Source organism: Actinotignum sp. UMB0459 (genome assembly GCF_051905915.1).
GTDB lineage: Bacteria > Actinomycetota > Actinomycetes > Actinomycetales > Actinomycetaceae > Actinotignum > Actinotignum sanguinis.
Window position 1 is genome coordinate 12405 of record NZ_JBQAIK010000012.1, and the last position, 24437, is coordinate 36841.

22 protein-coding genes are annotated in these 24437 nt (G+C 62.3%); all 22 read left to right on the forward strand.

The window, feature by feature from the left end:
• Window positions 1-15: 15 nt before the first annotated feature.
• A complete protein-coding gene (locus tag ACTFPK_RS03275; protein ID WP_320757852.1) occupies window positions 16-1869 on the forward strand; it encodes a peptidoglycan D,D-transpeptidase FtsI family protein in 1854 nt (617 codons plus the stop codon).
• Window positions 1869-3473, forward strand: a complete 1605-nt coding sequence (locus tag ACTFPK_RS03280; RefSeq protein WP_439911071.1) for a UDP-N-acetylmuramoyl-L-alanyl-D-glutamate--2,6-diaminopimelate ligase — start codon at window positions 1869-1871, stop codon at window positions 3471-3473. Before ACTFPK_RS03275 ends, ACTFPK_RS03280 begins: the two co-directional genes overlap by 1 nt.
• On the forward strand, window positions 3470-4939 hold the full coding sequence (locus ACTFPK_RS03285) for a UDP-N-acetylmuramoyl-tripeptide--D-alanyl-D-alanine ligase (protein WP_439911072.1): 1470 nt from the start codon (window positions 3470-3472) through the stop codon (window positions 4937-4939). Before ACTFPK_RS03280 ends, ACTFPK_RS03285 begins: the two co-directional genes overlap by 4 nt.
• A complete protein-coding gene (mraY, locus tag ACTFPK_RS03290; RefSeq protein WP_126134623.1) occupies window positions 4939-6024 on the forward strand; it encodes a phospho-N-acetylmuramoyl-pentapeptide-transferase in 1086 nt (361 codons plus the stop codon). The genes ACTFPK_RS03285 and mraY overlap by 1 nt, the downstream gene beginning before the upstream one ends.
• Window positions 6021-7613 (forward strand): UDP-N-acetylmuramoyl-L-alanine--D-glutamate ligase, encoded by a 1593-nt coding sequence (murD, locus tag ACTFPK_RS03295; protein ID WP_439911073.1) that lies wholly within the window; start codon window positions 6021-6023, stop codon window positions 7611-7613. Before mraY ends, murD begins: the two co-directional genes overlap by 4 nt.
• On the forward strand, window positions 7606-8844 hold the full coding sequence (locus tag ACTFPK_RS03300) for an FtsW/RodA/SpoVE family cell cycle protein (protein ID WP_439911074.1): 1239 nt from the start codon (window positions 7606-7608) through the stop codon (window positions 8842-8844). The genes murD and ACTFPK_RS03300 overlap by 8 nt, the downstream gene beginning before the upstream one ends.
• Entirely contained in the window at window positions 8841-9932 is a 1092-nt protein-coding gene (murG, locus tag ACTFPK_RS03305) for an undecaprenyldiphospho-muramoylpentapeptide beta-N-acetylglucosaminyltransferase (RefSeq protein WP_439911075.1), read from the forward strand. The genes ACTFPK_RS03300 and murG overlap by 4 nt, the downstream gene beginning before the upstream one ends.
• Entirely contained in the window at window positions 9929-11284 is a 1356-nt protein-coding gene (murC, locus tag ACTFPK_RS03310) for a UDP-N-acetylmuramate--L-alanine ligase (RefSeq protein WP_439911076.1), read from the forward strand. The genes murG and murC overlap by 4 nt, the downstream gene beginning before the upstream one ends.
• Window positions 11281-12171 carry a cell division protein FtsQ/DivIB gene (locus ACTFPK_RS03315; protein ID WP_439911077.1) on the forward strand — a complete coding sequence of 297 codons (891 nt, stop codon included), beginning with the start codon at window positions 11281-11283 and terminating at the stop codon, window positions 12169-12171. The genes murC and ACTFPK_RS03315 overlap by 4 nt, the downstream gene beginning before the upstream one ends.
• A gap of 231 nt (window positions 12172-12402) precedes the next feature.
• Window positions 12403-13614 carry a cell division protein FtsZ gene (ftsZ, locus tag ACTFPK_RS03320; protein WP_320757843.1) on the forward strand — a complete coding sequence of 404 codons (1212 nt, stop codon included), beginning with the start codon at window positions 12403-12405 and terminating at the stop codon, window positions 13612-13614.
• 64 nt (window positions 13615-13678) lie between these two features.
• Window positions 13679-14494 carry a polyphenol oxidase family protein gene (locus ACTFPK_RS03325; protein ID WP_439911079.1) on the forward strand — a complete coding sequence of 272 codons (816 nt, stop codon included), beginning with the start codon at window positions 13679-13681 and terminating at the stop codon, window positions 14492-14494.
• A 40-nt stretch (window positions 14495-14534) separates the two neighbouring features.
• Complete coding sequence (locus ACTFPK_RS03330; protein ID WP_439911080.1) at window positions 14535-14942, forward strand: cell division protein SepF; 408 nt, start codon at window positions 14535-14537, stop codon at window positions 14940-14942.
• Window positions 14942-15235, forward strand: a complete 294-nt coding sequence (locus ACTFPK_RS03335; protein WP_126134614.1) for a YggT family protein — start codon at window positions 14942-14944, stop codon at window positions 15233-15235. The genes ACTFPK_RS03330 and ACTFPK_RS03335 overlap by 1 nt, the downstream gene beginning before the upstream one ends.
• A gap of 102 nt (window positions 15236-15337) precedes the next feature.
• The gene (locus ACTFPK_RS03340; protein ID WP_284891192.1) at window positions 15338-15913 is read left to right on the forward strand and encodes a DivIVA domain-containing protein; all 576 of its coding nucleotides are present in this window, start codon (window positions 15338-15340) and stop codon (window positions 15911-15913) included.
• 5 nt (window positions 15914-15918) lie between these two features.
• A complete protein-coding gene (locus tag ACTFPK_RS03345) occupies window positions 15919-16521 on the forward strand; it encodes a signal peptidase II (protein ID WP_439911081.1) in 603 nt (200 codons plus the stop codon).
• 1 nt (window position 16522) lies between these two features.
• Window positions 16523-17443: an RluA family pseudouridine synthase gene (locus tag ACTFPK_RS03350; protein WP_439911082.1), complete on the forward strand. Its 921-nt coding sequence runs from the start codon at window positions 16523-16525 to the stop codon at window positions 17441-17443.
• Complete coding sequence (locus tag ACTFPK_RS03355; RefSeq protein WP_439911083.1) at window positions 17440-17895, forward strand: GNAT family N-acetyltransferase; 456 nt, start codon at window positions 17440-17442, stop codon at window positions 17893-17895. Before ACTFPK_RS03350 ends, ACTFPK_RS03355 begins: the two co-directional genes overlap by 4 nt.
• Window positions 17896-17905: 10 nt before the next feature.
• Entirely contained in the window at window positions 17906-21436 is a 3531-nt protein-coding gene (gene dnaE, locus ACTFPK_RS03360) for a DNA polymerase III subunit alpha (protein ID WP_439911084.1), read from the forward strand.
• 76 nt (window positions 21437-21512) lie between these two features.
• On the forward strand, window positions 21513-22487 hold the full coding sequence (locus ACTFPK_RS03365) for a metal ABC transporter substrate-binding protein (RefSeq protein ID WP_439911085.1): 975 nt from the start codon (window positions 21513-21515) through the stop codon (window positions 22485-22487).
• Window positions 22478-23164 carry a metal ABC transporter ATP-binding protein gene (locus ACTFPK_RS03370; RefSeq protein WP_439911086.1) on the forward strand — a complete coding sequence of 229 codons (687 nt, stop codon included), beginning with the start codon at window positions 22478-22480 and terminating at the stop codon, window positions 23162-23164. Before ACTFPK_RS03365 ends, ACTFPK_RS03370 begins: the two co-directional genes overlap by 10 nt.
• Window positions 23161-24021, forward strand: a complete 861-nt coding sequence (locus tag ACTFPK_RS03375) for a metal ABC transporter permease (protein WP_439911088.1) — start codon at window positions 23161-23163, stop codon at window positions 24019-24021. Before ACTFPK_RS03370 ends, ACTFPK_RS03375 begins: the two co-directional genes overlap by 4 nt.
• Complete coding sequence (locus ACTFPK_RS03380; RefSeq protein ID WP_439911089.1) at window positions 24008-24436, forward strand: Fur family transcriptional regulator; 429 nt, start codon at window positions 24008-24010, stop codon at window positions 24434-24436. Before ACTFPK_RS03375 ends, ACTFPK_RS03380 begins: the two co-directional genes overlap by 14 nt.
• Window position 24437: the final 1 nt, after the last annotated feature.

Genomic DNA, 24437 nt, shown 5'->3' on the forward strand with positions numbered 1-24437 from the left:
ACGAAGGAAAAGCGCATGAAGGAACTAGCCCGTCGCTGGAAGGCCGCGCAGCCGCATGTACGGCGCGTGCGAACCATGGCGATCATCTTCTTCTTCGCGCTGGGGATCCTCGGGGTGCGGCTCATCGATTTGCAGTTTATTCGCGCCGATGCCCTGGCTGCCTCGGCAGATGCTTTCCGTACCCGTACCTACACCCTGCAGGCCAAACGGGGCGATATCGTGGACACCAACGGGGCAGTTTTGGCGACTTCTGTGGAACGCTACAACGTGGGCGTCAACCAGAATCTCATTGGTTCTTACCAGCACTACAAAACCGATGACAACGGGGACTATGTCCTAGACGCCAATGATCAGCTCATCGTGGAAGGTACCGGGGCGGCAGAAGCCGCGAAAGTGCTCGCACCTCTGCTCGGCGTGGATCGGGCGGAATTGGGAGGCACCCTCCTAGGGGGTGAGAAAAAATCTACCTTTGTGTATATCGCCCGTGATATTTCCCCTGAGAAATGGCGGAAAATCAACGCCTTAGGAATTCCGGGTATCGAACCCGAACAGTTTATGAAGCGCGAATACCCCAATGGTTCAGTGGCCGGAAACGTCCTCGGCTACGTGGGGGAAACCGCAGAAAACCCGCTCCCTACCGGGCAGGCCGGTATTGAGCGCACGTTCAACGATGCCCTTTCTGGCACGGATGGGCGCTTGACGGTGCAAACCGCCGGAGGCGGCGCCGTCGTACCGAACGGAAAAACCGAGCGCGTGGATCCGGTTAACGGCGCGAGCGTGAAACTCACCATCGACCGCGATCTGCAAAACGCCCTCATGGAATCCCTCGACGCTTCGGTGGATGCCAACGCTGCGGATTGGGGCGCCGCCGTTGTTATTGAAGTGGGGACGGGGCGGGTGCTCGCCCTCGCAGATTCCCATGCCCCCGATCCTTCCCGTCTCCAGGAAGCGAGTCCGGATTCTTGGGGCTCGCGTGCCGTACAGGCACCGGTCGAGCCGGGATCTTCAGGAAAGCTCCCCACCTTCACCGCGGCCATTGATACCGGAACCGTCACACCCCTCACCCAATTCACGGTGCCGGATACCATCACCATGCCCAATGGCGAAAGCATCTCCGATAATGATCCGCATCCCACCCAGGGGATGACGGTGGCTGGGATTCTCGCGCAGTCCTATAACACCGGACTCGTTCAGATTGGTGACACGGTGGACGATAACGTGCGCTATGACTATATGCGCAGCTACGGGCTGGGAAGCCCCACCGGGATCGAATTACCGGCCGAATCGGGCGGTATTTTGCGCCCGCCGGAGCAGTGGGGCCAGCGTGATCGCTACACCACCATGTTCGGGCAGGGATGGGCGGCTACCACCGTGCAACTGGCGCAAATCGGGGCCACCATCGCCAACGGGGGAGTATATATTCCGCTCCACGTGGTGGACTCCACCACCGATGCCAGCGGGCGCACCACCCCCACCGTTCCTGGGGAAAGCCACCGTGTTATGAGCGAGGAATCCTCGCGCACCATGATGAATATGATGCAGGCGGTTACCAATAACCAGTCCACCGGGTGGCGCGGCAAAGTTCCCGGCTACAACGTGGCCGGTAAAACCGGCACCGCTCAGGTTCCGGACGCTAACGGAAACCTCACCCGCCGTGTGGGTACCTTTATTGCGGCCATCCCTGCCGAAGACCCGCAGATCGCGGTAGCGATAGCGGTCTACGGCGGGGCTGGGGCCGGATACGGTGGTGACACCGCGGTGCCTGTTTTCGCGAACTTCGCACCTTTCGCGATGCGGCACCTGGGCGTGCCGCCCAGCACCGTTCCGCTTTTCAAATATCCGTGGTTTTCATCCGAGGTAGGCAACTAGTGAGTGACGAATTCCCCCTTCCGCAGGTGCGCCCGGTGGCGCTCAATGAGATTCCGGGCGTGGAAGCGTGCGCCCCCGCGGGGAAAGCGCAGGCTGAGGATACGGATCTAAGCGGTCGTAGCGGCACCACCGTCACTTCCGTAACTGCCGATTCGCGCGCGGTGCGCGATGGTGCACTCTTCGCCGCGCTGCCCGGCGCCCATGCTCATGGGGCGCGCTTTGCCGGACAGGCGGTGCGACGGGGCGCCCGCGCCATCCTCACCGATACCGCCGGGGCAGCGCTTATCGCGCAGGCCGGCCTGGATCTTCCACTAGTGGTTTTGGAGGACCCGGCCGCCCACCTGGGCGCCATTGCGGCACGCGTCTACGGGGAACCGGCAGAGCGCTTGCGCAGTTTCGCGGTGACTGGCACCAATGGTAAAACGACGACGACGTACCTCCTGGACGGCCTACTTACCGCGCTGGGCCGCACCACCGGGCTGGTAGGAACCGTGGAAACAAAAATTGCGGACCTGTGCGTCCCGGCGCATCTGACCACGCCCATGCCCGCGGATCTGCAAGCATTGCTCGCCCTCCTGGTGGAACGGGGCGGGACGGATGTATCCATGGAAGTTTCCTCCCACGCGCTGGCCCAGCACCGTACCAGCCCCGTGGTCTTCAGTGTGGCAGGATTTACCAATCTCACTCGGGACCATCTCGACTACCACCACACCATGGAAAACTACTATCAAGCCAAACGTAGCCTTTTTACCCCGACCTGTTCGCGTAAGGCAGTTATCACCGTTGACGATGATTGGGGCCGGCGCCTGGTTGGGGAAACCGAGGTGCCCACCGTGGCCCTCGGGGTGTTCTCCGAGCTGGATGGCCGAAGCGGATACCAGGTGCGCGATATCGAGCGCGGCCCCGTTACATCCTTCACCCTGGCCCATAGCGAGGGCTGGGAGATGACGGTGCGCACCGGCCTGCCCGGAGATTTTAATATTGCCAATACCGCGCTCGCGGTTGCCATGGTGCTGGAAAGCGGAGCGGACCGAGGCGCCGTTGGCGCGGTGGTGGGTGCCGGGCTCACCCCACAAGTCCCCGGCCGCATGGAAGTAGTGGGCAGCGCACCGCGCGTCGTCGTCGATTTTGCGCATAATACCGCGGCGCTGCGTCTGGCCATGAACGCGCTGCGCCCGACTACCTCCGGTGAGCTCATCGTTGTAACCGGAAGCGCCGGGGAACGCGACGTGGATAAACGCCCCGAGATGGGGCGGACAGTCGCCGAACTGGCCGACGTCGTCTACATCACGGACGACGATCCGCACGAAGAAGATCCCGCACCGATTCGCGCCGCACTCCTGGACGGTGCCCGCAGCGCGCACAGCCCCGCCCGCATCGTGGAGATCGCTGATCGGACCACCGCCATGCGCACCGCCATCCGTGATGCGGCAGCGGAGGATACCGTGCTGCTCGCCGGGCGTGGGCACGAAACTTATCAACCGGTGGCCGGGGGGCGTAACATTCCGCTGGACGACCGCGAGGTAGCGCGGGCGGCGCTCGCTGAGCGCGCTAGCCGCGGTGTACTCAACAAAAACACGCAAGAAGAGAAAGACACGCAATGATTTCCATGTCCTCCGCGGAGGTTATCGCCGCCGTCGGCGGGGCCGCGCTCGCACCGTTGTGCGATACCGAGGTCACCGCGGCGGTTATCGATACCCGCGCCATCACGCCCGGTGCGCTTTTTGCCGCCGTGAAAGGCGCGCGCGTGGACGCGAATACCCTGAGCGGCCAGGCGCGCGCGGCAGGAGCCAGCCTCATTCTCACCGAAGATGGCCCAGCGGCCCTGGCCGGTGGCGCCGAAGCCGAGCGTATTATCGTGGTCGATGATATCCCCGCGGCGCTCGGACGCCTGGCTCGGCATAATCTTGAACTGGCCAGCCAGCTCAATCCCGATTTGCGGGTTATCGCGGTGACCGGGAGCGTGGGGAAAACGACCACGAAGGATCTTCTTGCCGCGATATGCCGGGAACGTGGGAACGTGGTTGCCCCACCGGGATCACTCAATAACGAAATCGGCTTACCGCTCACGGTGCTCCGTGTGGACGCGAGCACCGCCACCCTGGTGGCGGAAATGGGTGCCGACCACATCGGCAACCTCGCCTACCTCACTTCCATCGCGCCCCCGGATATCGCTGTGGTGCTGGTGGTGGCCCGCGCGCACCTGGGCGAATTTGGCGGCATCGAGAACGTGGCGCGCGCCAAAGCAGAACTTGTGGAAGGCCTGCGCGAGGACGGCATCGCCATCCTCAACGCCGATGATCCGCGGGTGGCCGCCATGGCCGGGCGAGTTGCGAGCGGTCGGGTACGCACCTTTGGGCGCGTGAACCCGGCGGACGTGACGGCAACCGATATCACCCTCGGAAGCGACGGCCGGGCGAGTTTCACGCTCCGTATGAACGACGGCGCAGCCAGCTTCGCACCCTCCGCCATCTCCGCCCCGACCGTGCAGTCGGCGCCATCCGCCTCCGCTACACCGTCCGCTCCAACGGTCAGCCTCGGGCTCGTGGGGGAACACCAAGTCATGAACGCACTCGCGGCGGCAGCTGCCGCGTCCGCCGCCGGGGTGAGTTTGCCCGCCATCGTGGCGGGACTGTCGAGTGGGCCGGCCAGCGCTCACCGTATGGATGTGTTCCGCCGCGGCTCGACCCTTATTATCGACGACTCCTACAATGCCAACCCGGATTCTATGCGCGCCGGCATCGCCGCGCTCGGACAGCTCGGGAATGGGCGCAAAGCCGCGATTCTGGGCGATATGCTTGAACTCGGCGCGACATCTCGGGAAGAACACCTCGCCCTCCTCCCGGCCCTGGAAACGGCCGGTGTGAGCCTTCTTATCGCGGTGGGCCCCCAGATGGCAGCCCTCGCGGCGGCGGCCCGTGAGGCCGGTATCACCGCCCGCTCCGTCGGCGCGTGGGAAGAAGCGGAAGCAGCGCTCTCCGATATGCTCAATGAGGATGGGGCACTCCTCATCAAAGGTTCGCACGGTTCGGGTGTGTGGCACATCGCCACCCACCTCAAGGGGGAATAGTGCTCGCGCTTATTATCGCTTTTGCGGTCTCGCTTCTCGTCACCCTATTCGGGACCCCGCTTCTCATCCGTTTTCTCGTGCGCAAACAATTTGGCCAATTTATCCGCCAGGATGGCCCCACCTCGCACCTGGTCAAACGCGGCACACCAACCATGGGCGGTCTTGCTATTGTGGCGGCGGTTGTTATCGGTTACCTGGTGGGCAATATCGGGGCCGGGCGCAGTCCGGGTATGTCCGGGATCCTCCTCCTCGGACTCATGATCGGTATGGCGGGCGTAGGTTTTGCCGATGATTTCACTAAGATTTCTCGCAAACAAAGCCTGGGCCTCACCCCCTGGGCAAAAATCGCTGGCCTGGGGATTGTTGGCGTCGCCTTCGCGGTGCTCTCCCTCATGTTCTCGGATGAAAATAACCGAACTCCGGCATCAATGCGTATTTCCCACGTGCGCGATACCGGCCTGAGTCTCGCCTTTGCCGGCACTGCCGTTGGCATTATCCTCTTCATTATCTGGGCGAATTTCCTCATCACCGCCTGGTCCAATGCCGTGAACCTCACCGACGGCCTCGACGGCCTATCCACCGGTGCCTCCATCATCGCTTTCGGGGTTTACACTCTTATTACGATGTGGCAAAGCAACCACCCTTGCTACGGTCTCGTTGATGCCGCACCCGGGTGCTATCCCATCCGCGACCCGCGCGATCTCAATATCATCGCGGTGGCCCTTGTCGGGGCACTTATCGGATTCCTCTGGTGGAATACCTCGCCGGCCCAGATCTTCATGGGGGATACCGGCTCCCTCGCCCTGGGTGGGGTCTTCGCGGGAATGTCTATCTACACCCACACCGAATTCCTCGCCGTACTCATCGGCGGGCTCTACCTCCTGGAAGTCATCTCCGACGTAGTCCAGGTGGGCGTTTTCAAAATGACACGAAAACGGGTATTCCGCATGGCACCTATCCACCACCATTTCGAACTCAAAGGGTGGAACGAAGTCACGGTCGTGGTGCGCTTCTGGGTAATCCAAGCCCTGTGCGGCTTTATCGCCCTGGGTATTTTTTACGCTGAGTGGTTGATGCAAAGATGAGTGAGTGGCAACATCCGGGCGCGGCGGAACTGGCAGGGCGCCGTATCGCCGTCGTCGGTTTAGGGAAATCAGGGCGGGCCTGCGCGCGGGCACTGACCGAGCTCACCGAGGCGCGCGTGAGCGTGTGGGACGCAGATATCACCAAACTCGGGGCGGTCACCGCGCTCCCCGTGGACACCGGCGGCAGCGACCCGACCCCGGCCGAACTGGCGCGCAAAGTGCTGGCCTGGCGGCCCGACGTCATCATCCCCGCACCCGCCATACCCGAAATCGGCCCGCTTTTTTCCGCAGCCGCTGATAACGGTATTGAGCTGTGGTCCGAAATCGAACTTGCTTGGCGCCTGCGCGCGCACGACGGCACCGGGAACGCCGCCCCGTGGCTTGCCGTGACCGGCACCAATGGGAAGACCACCACGGTGACGATGGCGGCTCATATTTTGCGGGCTGCGCACCTGGGCGGCGAACCCATCGGGAACGTCGGTAATCCCGCCGTTACTGCCGTGAGCGCCACCGGCCCGGATGCTCCGCAGGCCTTTGCTTTGGAGCTATCTTCCTTCCAGCTGCGCACCACCCACACCATGGAACCGGCTGCCAGCATCTGCCTCAATATTGCCGACGACCACCTCGAGTGGCACGGTAGCCGTGCCGCCTACGCCGCCGCAAAAGCCCGCATTTACGAGCATGTGCGCACCGCCGCGGTCTACCCGGTCGGAGATAGCGCTGTCCAAACTATGGTCGATAACGCGGATGTGTGCGAAGGTGCTCGGGCCATCGGCATCACTACCGGCATTCCTGCCGTCGGCCAGATCGGCATCGTGGACGGCCTTATCGTGGACCGTGCGTACGGGAAGCAACGGTGGAGTAGCGCCGTGGAGATTGCTTCTTTGAACGACGTCGCCCAGCTGGCTCCTGCCGCCGCGGCGCTTCCGCGCCACCTTATCTGGGACTCCCTGGCCGCCGTGGCTCTCACCCGTGCCATCGATATTCCCGCGGAGGTGGTACGCGCCGGCCTTCAGCATATGCGGCCGGGCCACCACCGGATCGAAACGGTGAGCGAACGGGCCGGGGTGCGCTACGTGGATGATTCCAAGGCCACCAATGCCCATGCCACACTCGCTTCCGTGTCCGCACTGGCTGAGGGTAGCTGTGTATGGATCGTGGGCGGGCAACCCAAAGGTGCCCGCTTTGAATCCCTCGTGGCGCAGGTGCGGGACAGGCTGCGCGCCGTCGTCGTTATTGGCATCAACCAAGAACCCTGGCACGCGGCTTTGGACGGAGCAAATCTTCCGGTCACCTATATTGACCCGGCTGCCTCCGAACCGATGGCACGTGCGGTGCTGGCCGCTTCGCGCTACGCCCAAGCGGGGGACACCGTCATGCTTGCCCCCGCCAGTGCCTCCATGGATCAATTCACGTCTTACGCGGATCGCGGTGATCGTTTCGCCGCGGCCGTGCGAGCCCTACCGGCACCGCCAGCGGGCGGCGCCTCGTCGGAGAGCGACTCCTTGGCAGGGGAAGGTACCCCAGCGGAGGGAACGGCGCGAGACAACGGTGCACAGGATAGCTCCACGGGGACACGGCATGCGTGATCGGATCGAGAACCCGCAGGCCCCGAGTATCCCGGAGGAACGCGTGCGCAATGTCATGCACCGTTCCATTCTCCTTCTCGTGGTAGCCACTGCGATCCTCACTCTCCTCGGGCTCCTCATGGTGTTTTCTGCCATTACCCCCGGGGCGGTGCGAGCCGAATACGAAGACGGCCCCAACCTGTTCCGCTCGGCCTACTTGCAGATGGCTTACGCTGCTATTGGCACCATCTTGGCGGTGATCTGCGCCCGTATTCCCCTCGCTGTTTTCCAGCGCCTATGGGGCCTGGCCCTCGGCTTCGGGATACTTTTGCAGCTCCTCGTGCTCACCCCGCTGGGTGCCTCCGTTGCCGGCAATCGCAACTGGATTGCCTTCGGCCCTATCCGGCTCCAACCCTCGGAATTTCTCAAACTCGCCATGGTGGTGGCCCTGGCCGCGGTGCTCGGGCGCATGGTGCAAGGCGCCCACTTCCAGCTTTCCGACTGGAGCATCCCGATTGGCATTACCGGCGCGGCCATCGGCGCGGTGCTCGTGGGTGGCGATATGGGAACCGCCCTCATCTTCCTCCTCATTGGAGTGGGAATGTTCTGGATGGCGGGTTTCCCGGGGCGCTATTTCCTTATCAGTGGAGCCTTGGGTTTCTTCCTCGTCGTCGTTCTTATTTTTTCAAGCCGCTCGCGCATCACCCGCATCCAGGACTTCTTCCAGAACCTCTTCACCCTTCCCACCGGGCAAACACCCTCCCAGGCCGATTACGCGCTCTGGGCTTTCGGTTCCGGGGGGCCGGGCGGCTCCGGCCTGGGTACCGGAATTGAAAAATGGCCCGGGAACCTCGCCGAAGCACATACCGATTTCATCTTCGCCGTGGTGGGAGAAGAACTTGGGTTCTTCGGATGCGCCGTCGTCATCGTTCTTCTCGGCACAATCGGCTATGCTCTCCTCACCATCTGCATGTACCACCCGCACCGTTTCGGGCGTTTCGTTGCCGGGGGTGCCGCACTGTGGCTATGCGGACAGGCCGTAGCAAATATGTTCGTCGTCACCGGCCTGCTGCCCGTTTTTGGGGTGCCGCTACCTTTCATGAGCCAGGGCGGCTCCTCCGTCATCTCCTGCCTCATGGCGGTGGGAGTCTGCGTGGCGGCAGCCCTGGCGGTTCCGGGCGTGAAAGAATCATTCCGGCGCTCCAGCTCGCTCGCGGGCAGGGTGCGCGCAGTTATCAGGAGGACCTCGTGACACTAGTGCTCGCCGGCGGGGGAACCGCCGGGCACGTCAATCCGCTACTGGCCACCGCTCATGAACTCGCCGGACGCGGGCACCGTATCCTCGTGGTCGGCACCGCGACCGGTATGGAAAAAGACCTTGTTCCCGCCAGCGGTTTCGATTTTGCTACCGTGGAACGCGCACCGTTCCCGCGCCGTCCCGATAAAGATGCGTTACGTTTCCCCGTGGCTTTCCCGCGGGCGATACGCCAAGCACGCCGTATTCTCACCGGTGTCGATGCCGAGCTGGCGGTCGGCTTCGGTGGTTTCGCCTCCACCCCCGTCTACGCCGCGGCGCGCCGCGCCGGCATCCCGGTGGTGGTGCACGAACAAAACGCACTGCCGGGCCTCGCCAATAAACTTGGGGCACGGGGCGCGGCCGCCGTCGCCCTCACCTTCCCCTCCACGCCGCTGCGCGCCGCGCGCGGCATCACCCGCACCGTCGGGCTGCCGCTACGCCCCGCCATCGCTGCCCTTGCCGGTGCAGATAGAGCGGAGGCGCGCACCGCCGCCGCGGCGCGCCTCGGATTAGACCCGCTGGTACCTACCCTGGTGGTCACCGGGGGTTCCCTGGGCGCTGCTCACCTCAATGACGTGATGACCGCCGCCGCCTCCCGCTGCGCCGCGGCTGGCGTGCAGGTACTTCACCTCACCGGGCGAGGCAAAGCCGCCGAGGCCCAGCGCACCGCCGCTACCATCCCCAGCTACCACGTGCTCGAATATCTGGAAGAAATGGAACTTGCCTACGCGGTGGCCGATACCGTGGTGTGCCGCGCCGGAGCCGGCACCGTGGCGGAAGTATCCGCCTTAGGGCTCCCCGCCGTTTTCGTTCCGCTCCCCATCGGGAACGGTGAACAGGCGCGCAACGCCGCGGACGTTGTGGCTGCCGGTGGAGCGCTGCTCATCCCCAATGCCCAGTTCACCGCAGACTCGGTGGGCACCGTATTGGACATCGTCACCGACGCATCCACCCGCACCCGCATGGCCCAGGCCTCGCGCGCTATCTGTCCGGCTGACGGCGCGGCCCGGCTCGCTGATCTTATTGAGGAGGTTCTCAGGTGACACATATCCATCTCATCGGCATCGGCGGGGCAGGCATGAGCGTGATCGCCGATCTGCTGCATGCCGAAGGCTGGACCGTGACCGGCTCCGACGCCCGCGCCTCGGCCACCACGGAGCGCCTGGCGGATTCCGGCATCACCCTGTGGATCGGAACGGAACCGGAGCGCCTCAGCGCCGACACCCTCGTGGCGGTCTCCTCCGCCATCCGGGAAGATAACCCGGAACTTGCGCGGGCCCGCCAGCTCGGTGCCCGCGTCATCCACCGTTCCCAAGCCCTCGCCCTCGCGAGCGGGAACCGCGATTTTGTAGCCGTGGCCGGCGCACACGGAAAAACCACCACGTCGGCAATGCTGGCGGTGGCACTGGATGAAGCGGGCCAGGCACCGTCCTGGGCTATCGGCGGGAGCGTACGCGGGCACGGCTCCGGAGGGCATCTGGGCACCGGGAAGGTCCTCGTTGCCGAAGCCGATGAATCCGATGCTTCCTTCCTCAACTACCGGCCCCGTATCGCCTTGGTCACTAACGTCGAACCCGATCATCTCGACCATTACGGTAGCCGGGAAGCTTTTGAAGAGGCCTTCGCGGAATTCGCGCGCTGCATCGTCCCCGGCGGGCTCCTCATTGTTTGCGGCGACGACGCCGGTGCAGCCCGCCTGGGTGCTCAAGCGGTAAACGAAGGTATTCGGGTGGTTAGTTACGGGCGGGGCGCACCGCTCCCTGGCGCGGAAGCCCACGTGGCTCTCGAGAACAGGGCGTTACGGTGCGGGGAAAGCCGCGCGCCGCTCTCCCTCCAGGTCCCCGGATCCCATAACGAACTCAACGCGGCCGGAGCGGCAGCCGCAGGTCTAGAACTGGGCGTGAGCCTGGCCGATATGGCCCGCGGTCTGGAGACTTTTACGGGGACGGGGCGGCGTTTCGAGCTGCGCGGTGAGGTCGGGGGAGTCCGTCTCTTCGATGATTACGCTCACCATCCCACCGAAGTGGAGGCTACCTTGCGCGCCGCCCGCACCGAGGCCGGGGAGGGGAGCGTGCGCGTCCTTTTCCAGCCGCACCTGTATTCGCGCACCCGCAATTTTGCGGACCGTTTCGCCACCGCCCTCAAGCTGGCCGATACCGCCATTGTCACCGCCGTATACGGAGCCCGCGAAACGCCGTTCAATGGTATCGAGGGCGATATGATTACTTCCCGCATGGGAAGCGCTGGGCATTTTATTGCCGATAAACACGAGGCTGCCCGGGCGCTCGCGAAAAGCGCGAAGCCTGGGGATCTGCTCCTCACCATGGGGGCCGGCGACGTGACGGCACTGGGACCCGAAATACTGGCGGCGCTGGGGGAGGGGACGGTGCGGTGAAAGAACCATCTCGGCGTCGCTCCGCGCGCGATATTAATCCGCACGCGGAGATCACCTACGTTCCCACCGCTACCACCGCTCCGGTGATATACGACGACGGTGATGCCCCGCTAGCCGACCTTGCGAGTACCACCACGGTTTCTCTGGATGAGCGCCTCGAAGAGAAAGCCTCCGAGAAACGCCGGGTGCGCTGGCGGCGCGTCGGGGTGGCCGGTGCGGGACTTGCCGCGTTCGCCGCCCTGGCCTGGGTAATTTTCTTCAGCCCGCTGCTGGCCTTGCGTGCCAGCGATATTACCGTCTCGGGTATCCCCGCGAACACTGCGGTGACGGCGGAAGACATCACCGCAGCCCTCTCTGAACGGTCAGGAACCCCGCTCCCACGCCTGGATACTGAAGCTCTTGCCACCGACCTAAGCGAGCAATTCCCAGCCGTCAAGGAAGCGCAGCTACGCCGCAGCTACCTCCACGGACTGGAGGTTACCCTCACCGTACGTGAGCCGGTAGCCTGCCTGGTGGACAGAGGATCATGCTCCGCCATGGATCGGGACGGCGTGAGTTTCCCGGTTCTCCCCGAGGTGGAAGCAAAACTCCCGCGAGTAAGCCTCACACCTGGGCCGGCCACCCGCTCCGAGGATGGGAACGACGGTCCGGGTATTCGCATCGCCCTCGATGTACTCTCCAGCCTGAAGGAGGATGTGCGCGCTCAGGTAGCCGGGGTATCGGTGAGCGATAGCGGGCGGGTAGGACTCGATCTCAACTCCGGGCAGAAGGTGATCTGGGGCGATGCCCAACGCTCGGACCTCAAGGCGGCAGCACTGGCCACCGTTATCACCGTCCCCGGCCAGGTGTACGACGTGTCAGAGCCTACGGCCGTCGTCGTTCATTAATCCTGAACCGGTTATCGCACCGATGCAGACCACCGCCGCACCGCTCTACGTAATTTCCGCACCGTTCTGCGCGATTACCGGACCGTTCGACCGGATTTCCACACCGTAGCGCAGATCACTTCGCAACACACCAGCGCGGGGAATTGCACCGTTGTCATTCACCTACTATCTTTTCCGCGAAGTCAGGAACGAAAAACCTCAAGTTTTACTTGAGGTTCGGGAGGAAAGCTCATGGCCGTAGTCAATAACGCCGCCAATATCAAAGTCATCGGGGTCGGCGGGGGCGGCGTCAACGCTGTTGACCGCATGATTCAAGACGGACTTGCCGGTGTCGAATTTATTGCCGTTAATACCGACGGACAGTCCCTGGTGAAATCCGAAGCGGAAACCAAACTTGATATTGGGCGCGAGGTTTCCAAGGGCCTGGGTGCGGGTGCGGATCCCTCGGTGGGTAAGCGTGCCGCGGAAGAAAATGTGGAAGTTATCCAAAGCGCCCTCGAAGGTGCGGATATGGTGTTCGTCACCGCGGGTGAAGGCGGGGGAACCGGCACCGGTGCCGCCCCCGTTGTTGCCAAGGTGGCTCGGGATCTGGGAGCGCTGACCGTCGGCGTCGTTACCCGTCCCTTTGAATTTGAAGGTGCCCAGCGCGCTAATAATGCCTCCATGGGTATCGCGGAACTGCGCCAAGCGGTGGATACTCTCATCGTTATCCCCAATGATCGCCTGCTGGAGATCGCCGAAGAAGACCTCACCATTATTGAGGCCTACCACCTCGCCGATGAGGTGCTGCGCTCGGGCGTCAAGGGAATTTCGGATCTCATTACCATTCCGGGCCTGGTCAACCTCGACTTCGCGGACGTCAAGGCCATTATGAAGGATGCGGGTACCGCGCTCATGGGTATCGGCTCGGCCTCCGGGGAAGATCGGGCGGTGCGCGCTACTGAAAGCGCCATCTCCTCCCCGCTGCTGGAAGCCTCCATTGACGGGGCGCACGGTGTGCTTATTTCCTTCCTGGCCGGCGCGGACTTCGGTATGAAGGAGCTCGCCTCCGCTTCCAAGATGGTCAAGGAAGCGGTGGATCCGAACGCGAATATTATCGTTGGTCAGATTATTGACGAATCCCTCGGTGATGAGGTGCGCGTGACCGTTATCGCCGCGGGCTTTGATGAGGCACGTGATCACCTGCTGCAGATGGACGGCGTACCCGCCGGTCACGATACCGTTGAGCCGATCGAAGATCTGGCCCCGGCGGAACCCGAACCGGAAGTTGAAGCGGTGGCCAGCCCGGCCCACCCGGTGGCCAGCCCGGCCTATCCGGCGGCCCAGCCCGAAGCGCAGGCAGCACCGCAGCGCCCGGGAACCCACCGTGCTATCCCCCCGCGGGTGGAAGAACCTCAGCGTTCCGATTTGGATATCCCCTCCTTCCTTTTCGAGGAAAACTAAAGGGAGTACAAGGGGACTCAAGGGACTTCAGGGAAACACAGCGTATAGGAAACCTCAGGCAGCAATGACTCGTAACGCTCTGGTGGAGTGGGTAGCGAATATCTCCGTTCCCGGCGGTCGCATCCGGGCGGGATTTACATCCCGCGCTGGCGGGGTATCTCACGCTCCTTTTGCGGGTCTCAATGTGGCCCACCACGTGGGGGATGACCCCGCGGATGTGGAGCGTAACCGGGCTCTCCTGGCAGAGCAAATCGGACAGCGCCCCGTCTATATGGACCAGGTGCACGGGGACCACCTTGAAGATGCCGGCGTTCTGACTTCCGCCGGTACCTTCGTGGCCCCCGGCACCGACGGCCTCCTTATTGACATCCCGTTTAGTTCGGGCACCGCACCGGTACCGATGGGTGCTGCTGCGGTAGTCATGGTGGCCGATTGCCTCCCATTGCTCCTGGTGGCGCGTGATCGTCGCGCCGGAGCTGCGGTGCACGTGGGCCGGCGCGGGTTGGAGGCCGGTATCGGGCCGGCCGCCGCGCGCGCCCTCGGTCCGGAGCACCTCATCGCCTACCTCGGCCCGTCCATTTGCGGACGCTGCTACGAGGTACCTGAGGAACTCCGGGCCAGCGTTGCCGCGAGCGTTCCGGAAGCTGCCGGGCGTACCGCCTGGGGCACGCCCTCCCTTGATATTGCGGCCGGGCTCACCGCTCAGCTGCGCGCTGCCGGGGTAAGTGAGATCCACGTCAGTTCTCAGTGCACCCGTGAAGATACCGATTTTTATTCCTACCGACGTGCATCGCGCACCGGCCGCTTTGCCGGCGTGCTCGCGGTGGACTGTAACGCGCCCACGGCGCGCCGTGCTGACAAGGCCGGGCGCGTCGCCTAACGTAAAACGAGAACAGCGAGAAGGGTTGGCTGCTATGGGAATGTTCCAGCGTTTTGTCTCCAAGGCAACGCTTAATGACGACGAGTACCTGGATTACCAGGACGACGCCGATTACTACGAAGATGATTACGAGGCGGAAGCGGAAAGCCCCGTTAGTGAAATTCACGCTGTGGAGCAGCCCGTGGATATCGCCCGGATTATCACCGCGAAACCGCGTTCCTTCACCGAGGTGCGGGGCTTCGCGGAACAGTTCCGTGACGGCCTGCCCGTCATTATCAACCTGGCGGAAGCCGATGATATTGCGCGTAATCGCATTGTCGATTTCGCCACCGGGATCTGCTTCGGGCTGCATGGGGATCTCAATAAGATTTCCGCCGATGTTCTGCTCATGACCCCGCGCACCGTTCGCATGGAAAACCAGCGTCCGGAGTCGCGCGATTCGTTCTAATGGCAGTAGTTGGAATTATCCTTTCCACCCTCATCAGCATCTATCTTTTGGTGCTGCTCGCGCGGGTGATTATTGATCTAGTAACCATTGCGGCGCGTGATTGGCGCCCCAGTGGCGCCCTTCTCGTTATCGTTAATATTGTCTACGCACTAACGGACCCGATTCTCAATCTGGTGCGCAAAATTATCCCGCCCTTGCGGCTGGGAGGTATCGCGATTGACATCGGTTTCATCGTTGTTTTTATCGTGCTTCAAATTCTCAATGGGATAATTTTACGTATCTTTGTCTCGTAGTTCGCCCAGATGAGGTAGGCTTTATCCGAGAGGCGTGTGCTCATAACACAGTCACGTGCTCTTAACACAGTTTCGTTACACTACTTGAGGTGAGAAATGGCAATGCTCACGGCACAGGATGTCATGGATGTCCGCTTTAAGCGCCCGGAAACCGCGGAGACCGGTTACGACGAGGTACAGGTCGACGAATTCCTTGACGCGATCTACGAAACCATCGTTGATCTGTCGAAGCAGCTCCAGGAAGCGGAGAATCGCGCCACCGTCGCCGAAGCGCGCGTGACCGAACTCCAGAACGGTTCGGGTGAAGAACCCGCAGCGCCGGACCAGGCCACAACCACCGCGTCCTTCGCTCAGCCCACCGGTACCGTTGGGGAACAGGCGGCTGCCGTGCTCCAGATGGCGCAGCAGACCTACGAAGAACTCGTGGCCCGCGGTGAAACGGAGAAGGCTCAGAAGATCCAGGATGCGGAAACCCGCAGTGCCAAGATCATCGAGGATGCCGAAGCTCAGTCCAACCGTACCCTGGCCCAGTTGGAGCAGGAACGCGGTCTGGTGGAGCGCAAGATCTCCGAGCTGCGTGATTTCGAGCGTGATTACCGCACACGCCTGCACAGCTACCTTGAGACGCTGCTCGCCAACGTCGATTCTGGCGCGCAGGAACCCGAAGCTCGTAACTAGTGCGTATGGTGAGGCGAAGCACCTCGTGGTTCCTCATCCTCGTGGGGGCGTTGGCTGTTGTGGCCATCGACCAACTCACGAAGCAGTGGGCCATAGCTAACCTCAGCCAAACGGAGCGTATCGCCATTGTGGGGGATGCCCTCGGGCTGCACCTGGTCTTTAACCCGGGCGCAGCATTCTCACTGGGGGCAAATTCCACCCGCGTTATCACCGTCATCGCACTTATTGTGGTGCTCGCGGTCTTCCCAGCTCTCGCGGCGCGAGTACGCCACCGGTGGATCGGTGTCGGTCTCGCCCTCATGTGGGGTGGCGCGGCCGGCAACCTCATCGACCGCATTTTCTTCGAACCGGGCGGTTTCGCCGGGCACGTGGTCGATTTCATCGCCTACTTCGACTGGTTCGTTGGAAACGTGGCCGATATTGCGCTGGTAGCCGGGGCCGTGATCATGATCGTTGTCGCGTTCTTGATGAACGACGGCGCAGCTCCGGGATCAGCGGACTCAGGCACGACTCCGGATACCGCCGCGCTTCCGCTCTCCCAGTCGGCAGATACGGTGCATCCATCAGATTCTGTGCCCGCGCCAGGCGGCCCCGAGCGAGGCGACTAGCATGTGGCGGACCTATCCGGTCACGGAAGAATTCACCGACGTACGTATTGATGCCGCTATCGCGCGTCTTACCGGTCTTTCGCGCGCCGAAGTGCAGCGCCTGATCGATGCCGGAGATGTGCTCTTGGACGGCAACCCGGTGCCGAAATCAGTGCGGCTACGCGCGCAGAGCATCCTGGAAATCGATATTCCTACCCCGCGCACCGTGGCCCCGCGCGGGGGAGATGCCACGATCCCCATCCTTTACGAAGATGCCGATCTGGTGGTGGTGGATAAACCCGCGGGCCTGGCCGCTCACCCTTCCCTTAACTTCACCGGCCCGGACGTGCTGGGCGCTCTCATGAACTCCGGGATGCAACTCTCCGCCTACGGCCCGGCCGAACGCAAGGGGATTGTGCATCGCTTAGACGTGGGAACCTCCGGCTGTATGGTGGTGGCCAAATCGGAACGCGCCTACGTGCTACTCAAGGATGAGTTCCGCAACCGCGTTCCCGAAAAGATCTATCATGCCCTCGTCCAAGGGCATCCCGACCCGCTTTCCGGCACCGTGGATGCCCCTATTGGGCGCGACCCGCGCCACCAGTGGAAAATGGGGGTGCGCGCAGATGGACGCCACTCCATTACGCACTATGACACCCTGGAAGCCATGGCCGGAGGCAGTCTCCTCCGGGTCCACCTGGAAACGGGGCGCACCCACCAGATTCGGGTGCATATGGCGGCGCTCGGCCATCCCTGCGTGGGCGATGCTACCTACGGAGCCGATCCGGGGCTGAGTGAAACGCTCGGCTTGACCCGCCAGTGGCTGCACGCCACCCACCTCGGCTTCGAACATCCCGATGGCAGCTGGCGCGAATTTGAGGCCCCCTACCCGGAGGATCTTGCCACCGCGCTCGAACGTATGCGCGCGGGAGTCTTTTCATGACGACGGCGCAGCTGCGTTGTCTCGAGGGAGACCTGGAACGGGCCCGCGCTATCCGCATCGAGGTCTTCTGCGGGGAGCAGGGCGTGCTGCTGGAAGAAGAACTTGACGACATAGACGAACGCGCCCACCACGTCGTCGTCGAAAATAATGCGGGTGAAGCATTAGGTGCGGCACGGGTTTACGCAACCACGGAGGGCGTCGTACACCTGGGGCGGGTCTGCGTGCGCCCTTCCGCCCGCGGCCTGGGCATAGGGCGCTTCCTGTGCGAGGCCGCGGCCCAGATTGCGCTGCGCGAATTCGGACACGCCGGGCAGGTGCGAATTGTCCTCGATGCCCAAGAGGACAAAATCGGCTTCTACCGGGCCCTCGGCTACGAACTCACCACCCGTGGACCCTTCCTAGACGCGCGCATCTGGCACCGGGAAATGGCGCGGATAGTGAGCGCTGGATAGACTAGGCCCCATGGCCGCTCCCTCAGATTTCGTTCACCTCCACACCCATACCGAATACTCCCTGCTGGACGGGGCCGCTAAAATCAAGCCCTTGGTGGCGCAGGCCGTTGCCCAAAATCAAAGTGCGTTGGCCATTACTGACCACGGCTACTGCTTCGGCGCCTACGAGTTTTACCGGGCCTGTAAAGACGCGGGTATTAAGCCGATTATCGGGGTGGAAGCCTATATGACCCCGGGTACCTCGCGGTACTCCAGTAACCGGGTGCTATGGGGGGATGAATCGCAGCGCAGCGATGACGTGTCCGCGCGCGGGGCCTATACCCATATGACTTTGCTTGCCACCAATAACACCGGGATGCATAACCTTTTCCGGCTCGATTCGCGCGCCTCGCTGGAGGGCCAGATGGGCAAATGGCCCCGCATGGATCTCGAACTCCTCGAGGAGCTGCACGAGGGACTCATCGGCACCGCCGGCTGCCCCTCCGGGGAGGTACAAACAAGGCTGCGCCTGGGGCAGCACGCCGAAGCTCTGGAAGCTGCCGGGCGGATGCAGGAGATCTTCGGTAAAGAAAACTACTTCGTGGAAATCATGGACCACGATAACGAAATCGAGCGGCGCACTCGAAATGACCTGCTCGACCTCGCGAAGAAAATCAATGCGCCGCTACTGGCCACCAATGACTCGCATTATGTGCGTGCGGAGGACCATTCCGTCCAGGATGCCATGCTCTGCATTAACTCCGGTTCCACCCTCCAGGATCCCAATCGTTTCAAATTTGATGGGCACGGCTACCATCTGCGCTCCACCGAAGAAATGTATCGCCTTTTCGGGGACCTGCCCGGGGCGATGGAAAACACCCTCTTGGTGGCCGAACGCTGCAATATTTCCTTCACCACCGCCGCCGAAGGCGCCAATTACATGCCGGTCTTCCCGGTGCCCGAAGGGGAGGACATCACTTCCTGGTTTATTAAAGAAGTGGAACGCGGCCTGCATTCGCGCTACGGGGAACATATTCCCGATCACGTGCGCCAGCGTGCCAATTACGAAGTGGAAGTTATTGTCCAGATGGGCTTCCCCGGCTACTTCCTCGTGGTTTCCGATTACATTCTCTGGGCCAAACGCAATGGCATCCGGGTGGGCCCGGGGCGTGGCTCCGGGGCCGGCTCCATGGTGGCCTACGCGCTGCATATCACCGAATTGGATCCCATCGAACACGGTCTCCTCTTCGAACGTTTCCTCAACCCGGAACGCGTATCCATGCCCGATATCGACGTGGACTTCGATGAACGCCGCCGCGGGGAAGTCATCGCCTACGTGGAAGATAAATACGGGCATGACAAAGTTTCCCAGGTGGTTACCTTCGGCACCATTAAAACGAAGCAGGCTCTCAAGGATGCCTCTCGGGTGCTCGGCTACCCCTTCGACATGGGTGAACGTCTCACCAAGGCCCTCCCGCCCTCGGTTATGGGCAAGGACATCCCGCTTTCCGGCGTGTTCGATGAGAAGAATTCTCGCTATATGGAAGCCGGGGAATTCCGCGATATGGTTTCCACCGACGTGGATGCCAAACGCGTTTTCGACCTGGCCCAGGGTATTGAAGGACTCACCCGCCAGTGGGGCGTGCACGCCTGCGCCATCCTCATGTCCTCCGTCCCGCTCACAGATGTTATTCCGGTGATGAAACGCCCGGCCGACGGCGCGGTCATCACCCAATTCGAATATCCCGAATGCGAGGACCTTGGCATCCTCAAAATGGACTTCCTGGGACTGTCCAATCTCACCACCATTGAAGACGCCCTGGAGAATATCGTGGCAAATAATAAAGAGCCGCTCGATATTGACAGTGTTCCCCTCGATGATGAACGCACCTTTGAGCTGCTCCAACATGCCGATACCCTCGGCATTTTCCAGCTGGATGGTTCGGGGATGCGCACTCTGCTCAAGCAGATGAAGCCCACCAATTTCGAGGACATTTCTGCCGTTTCTGCGCTCTATCGCCCCGGCCCCATGGGGATGAATTCCCATACCAATTACGCGCTGCGGAAGAACGGCCTGCAGAAAATCGAGGCGATCCATCCCGAGTTGGAGGAGATTCTCGAGCCGATTCTGGCCCCCACCTACGGCCTGATCGTCTATCAGGAACAGATCATGCAGATCGCCCGGACGGTGGCCGGCTTCACCATGGGCCAGGCAGATTCGCTGCGCAAAGCCATGGGTAAGAAGAAAAAAGACGTCATGGATAAGATGTACGTCGATTTCGAAGCCGGGATGGTGGCCCAGGGCTTCAGCAAGGACGCGGTGAAAACCCTATGGGGCACCATGGAACCTTTCGCGTCCTACGCGTTCAACAAGTCCCATTCAGCTTGCTACGGTGTGATCTCCTACTGGACGGCTTACCTGAAAGCCCACTACCCAGTGGAATACATGGCAGCCCTCCTCACCTCGCGTAAAGACAATAAAGACAAAATGGCGGTCTACCTCGGGGAAGCTCGCCGTATGGGCATCAAGGTGCTGGTCCCCGATGTGAACGAATCCCTGGCGAATTTCTCCGCTGTGGGGGAGGAGATCCGCTTCGGTCTGTCCGCGGTGCGCAACGTGGGCGCGAAAGTCGTGGACGGCATTATTAGTGCCCGCGAAGAGAAGGGTGCTTTCACTTCCTTCCAAGATTTCCTCGATAAGGTCCCTCTTGAGGTCCTCAATAAGCGCAGCGTGGAATGTCTTGTACGCGCCGGGGCTTTCGATTCCATGGGCTATACCCGCCGCGCTTTGCTCTCCAAAGTCGCGGAAGCGGTGGATGCCGTCGTCGCCCTGAAGAAGAATGAAGCGGTGGGGCAGTTCGATTTGTTCGGCGGTTCGGAAATCGCCGGCGGGGTGGAGGTCGATATCCCCGAGCTGCCCGAATGGGATAAACGCGAAAAGCTCAACCTCGAGCGCGATATGCTCGGCCTGTATGTTTCCGACCACCCGCTCTCCGGCATGGAACATATTTTGGATCGCGCGGCCGATACCACGGTGGTGCGTCTTTTGGACGACGACGCCGCAACGGACGGGCGGACTGTGACCTTGGCCGGACTCGTGACAGCTGTCCAGCCGCGCATCTCCAAGAAAAACGGGAAGATGTGGGCGACGATTGTTCTGGAGGATATGACGGGCAGTACGGAGATCAACTTCTTCCCGGCCACCTACCAGACCGTGGCCGGGCTGCTCGCCCCGGATCAGGTAGCCATTATTACCGCGCGCGTCTCGGATCGTGATGGCAATATTCAGCTCTCCGCACAGGATATGAAAATTCCCAGCGGTGACTTGCTCCCCGATTCTCCCGTGGATGTGCAGTTGGCTGAACGTATCTGCACTCGCGATCTGCTCGGGCAGCTGAGCGACCTGCTGCGTACCTACCCGGGAAGTGCCCCGGTGCGGCTCCATATCCAGCGCCCCGGGCGTACCTCGGTGGTGCAGGTGGGCCAGGAATTCTACGTCAAACCCGAAGCGCGTTTCTTCTCAGATCTCAAGGTACTCCTCGGGCGTAATTGCCTGGTGTAGCAGCTGCGCGGGGCGGGGCGGGCAGTGGGGCCGGCCGCTCCGGCGCGGGTACGGGCGCGTTGGGTAGACTGGCCGGGTGAAGAAAACTTTGACTCGTACGGCGGCCTTGCTCGGATGCACAGCGCTGCTGGGAACCACCGCGCTGCTGACCGGATGCCAGCCATCCTCCACCTCGTCCGCGGATGGTGCCGCAAGCTCCGCAGCTGCACCGAGTGCGGATACCGCACGCATTGGTGTGACGGCATCTTTCACCCCGATCCGGTGGCTCGCCGAACAAATCGGCGGGGACTACGTGGAGGTCACCTCCGCCACCCCCACCAATGTAGAACCCCACGATTACGAGTTCTCCCCGAAACAGGTCGCGGAACTGGAAGCCACGGACGTTATCTTCTACGTCGCCGGATTCCAGCCCTCTCTCGATGCGGCGATCTCTACCATCGGGGGCGGTCATGCCGTCAATCTGGCCGACGCCGCCAAACTGGTTCACCACCGCGGTCTGGCTGATAACCACGGGGATGAAGCCACTGAAGCCGGGCGTGTCCTGGACCCGCATTTCTGGCTCGACCCGGTGCGGATGCGGGACGTGGGTGAGGCAATCACCGCCTCGCTCTCCTCAATGGACCCGGAACACCGCGCTGATTTTGAAGCGAATTTCGCGCGCCTCAAGCAGGAGCTTTCCGATCTCAATTCGCGCTACTCCACCGGTCTTTCCCAGTGCGCTACCACCACGGTGGTTTCCTCCCACGCGGCCTTCGGTTACCTCACGGACCGATACAACCTTGTCCAGGTGGGAATCTCGGGAATTGACCCGGATCAGGACCCCTCCCCGCTCGATATTTCCGAAGTGAAACGCATAATGGCGGAAACCGGGACCCGCACCATCTTTGCGGAAGTAAATAGTCCGGCGAAAACCGCCGAGGCTATCGCCGCGGAAACCGGGGCGCGCCTCTCCTCGCTGAGCACCGCGGAATCCGATCCGGAGGGCGCGGGTTATCTGGCCATTATGGATACCAACCTCGCCCATTTGCGTGAGGGATTGCAGTGCCAGTAAGTCCGTCCCCGGCCCTCTTCGCGCGCGATCTGTGCATTACCCTGGGCGGGCGCGAGATTGTGCATTCGGCGCAGCTGGAGATAGCGACCGGGGAATCGGTGGGGATCTTCGGGCCCAATGGCTCGGGCAAATCAACCTTGGTCAAAGGGCTTCTCGGCGTCGTTCCCCATACCGGAACCGCGCAGGTTTTCGGGGTGGATACGGCCCGGTCCCGCCGGGTGCCCTGGCACCGGGTAGGCTACGTGCCCCAATCGATGGTGCACGCCGGTAACCTGCCTGCCACCGCTCTGGAAGTGGTGCGCTCCGGTTTGCTGTCCGGTCGTCACCTCTTCGCGGATAAAGGGAAAGCGGCCCGCGCGGCCGCCTATGAGGCCCTCGCCGCGGTGGGTTTGGACAACCGCGCCCAGGATCCGGTGCGGGTCTTTTCCGGCGGGCAGCAACACCGCGTCATGATCGCTCGCGCGCTGGTGCGACGCCCCGATCTGCTGGTTCTTGACGAACCCTTGGCCGGGATTGACGCTCGAGCCCGTGCCGATCTGGCCGATATTCTCACCCGCTTGCACGGCGCGGGCCTCACTCTCGTTATGGTGCTCCACGAACGCGGGGAACTTGAGCACCTGGTGGGTCGCGATATTCAGGTATCAGATGGCTACGTCCACGGGGGAGTGGCGCAATGATCGCAGATATTCTTTCCTCGCCCCTCATGATGCGCTCGCTGCTGGTAGCGGTACTCGTAGGGCTGGCCGCACCGGTGGTGGGCAGCTACCTCGTCCAACGCGGCATGGCCCTCATGGGCGACGGCATCGGACACGTGGCTCTGACCGGAGTGGCTCTCGGCTGGTTGACCGGTACCTGGTTGCACGGCCAACCCGAACGTTATGCGGTACCCGGTGCGCTCATTATCGCGGTGCTCGGCGCGCTCATTATCGAATGGGTGCGATCCTCGGGGATAACTTCGGGAGATACCGCACTTGCGATTTTGTTTTACGGCGGTATTGCTTGCGGGGTACTGCTTATTTCCCTCGCGGGTGGGACGACGGCGAACCTCAACTACTACCTCTTCGGCTCGGTTACCACGGTCACGGGGCAGGACGTGTGGTACACGGTGGCCCTCACCGTGGTGATTCTCGCGGTGGGTATCGGGCTGCGCGGCCCGCTCTTTTCGGTGACGAACGATGAAGATTTCGCGCGGGCCTCGGGCCTGCCGGTGCGGGCTTTTAATATTCTCATCGCGGTCACGGCGGCCCTAACGGTGGCGGTCTCCATGCGGGTGGTGGGAATCCTGCTGGTCTCGGCCATGATGATCGTCCCGGTGGCTACCGCCCAGCTGGTGTGCTCCTCGCTGGCTCACACCCAGCGCCTGGCCATGGGGCTCGGATGCGGAGCTGCACTTGTCGGATTGGTCATTACCCGCTATGTTTCTGCCTCTCCGGGGGCTATGATCGCGGTGATTCTCATTGCCGGGTACGCGGCCGTGGCAATGGTATCCACGCTGGTACGGCGCAACCACAGGAGGGTTCATGAACGCGTCTAAACCGCGGGTAACTGCCCAGCGGATCGCCATTTCGAAGATGGTGGAAACAATTCCGGAATTTGTTTCCGCCCAGGAGCTCCACGAAAAGCTCTCCCGGGAGGGCCGGCGCATCGGCCTCGCCACCGTGTATCGCACCTTGCAGGCCATGGCGGAGGAAGGGATTCTCGACACCATGCAGGAGGGTACCGAAACCCTCTACCGCTATTGCGAAACCGAAGAACACCACCACCATCTCATGTGCCGGCGCTGCGGGAAAACCGTGGAAATCGCACTCGCAGGTGCCGAAGATTGGGTGCGTTCCATCGCCACGGCCAACGGATTCTCGGATGTGGACCACACTCTTGAACTCATTGGAATCTGTTCCGATTGCGCCGGGAAAACATCGGGGCGGAGCCGGGAAGGAACGGATCGCTGAG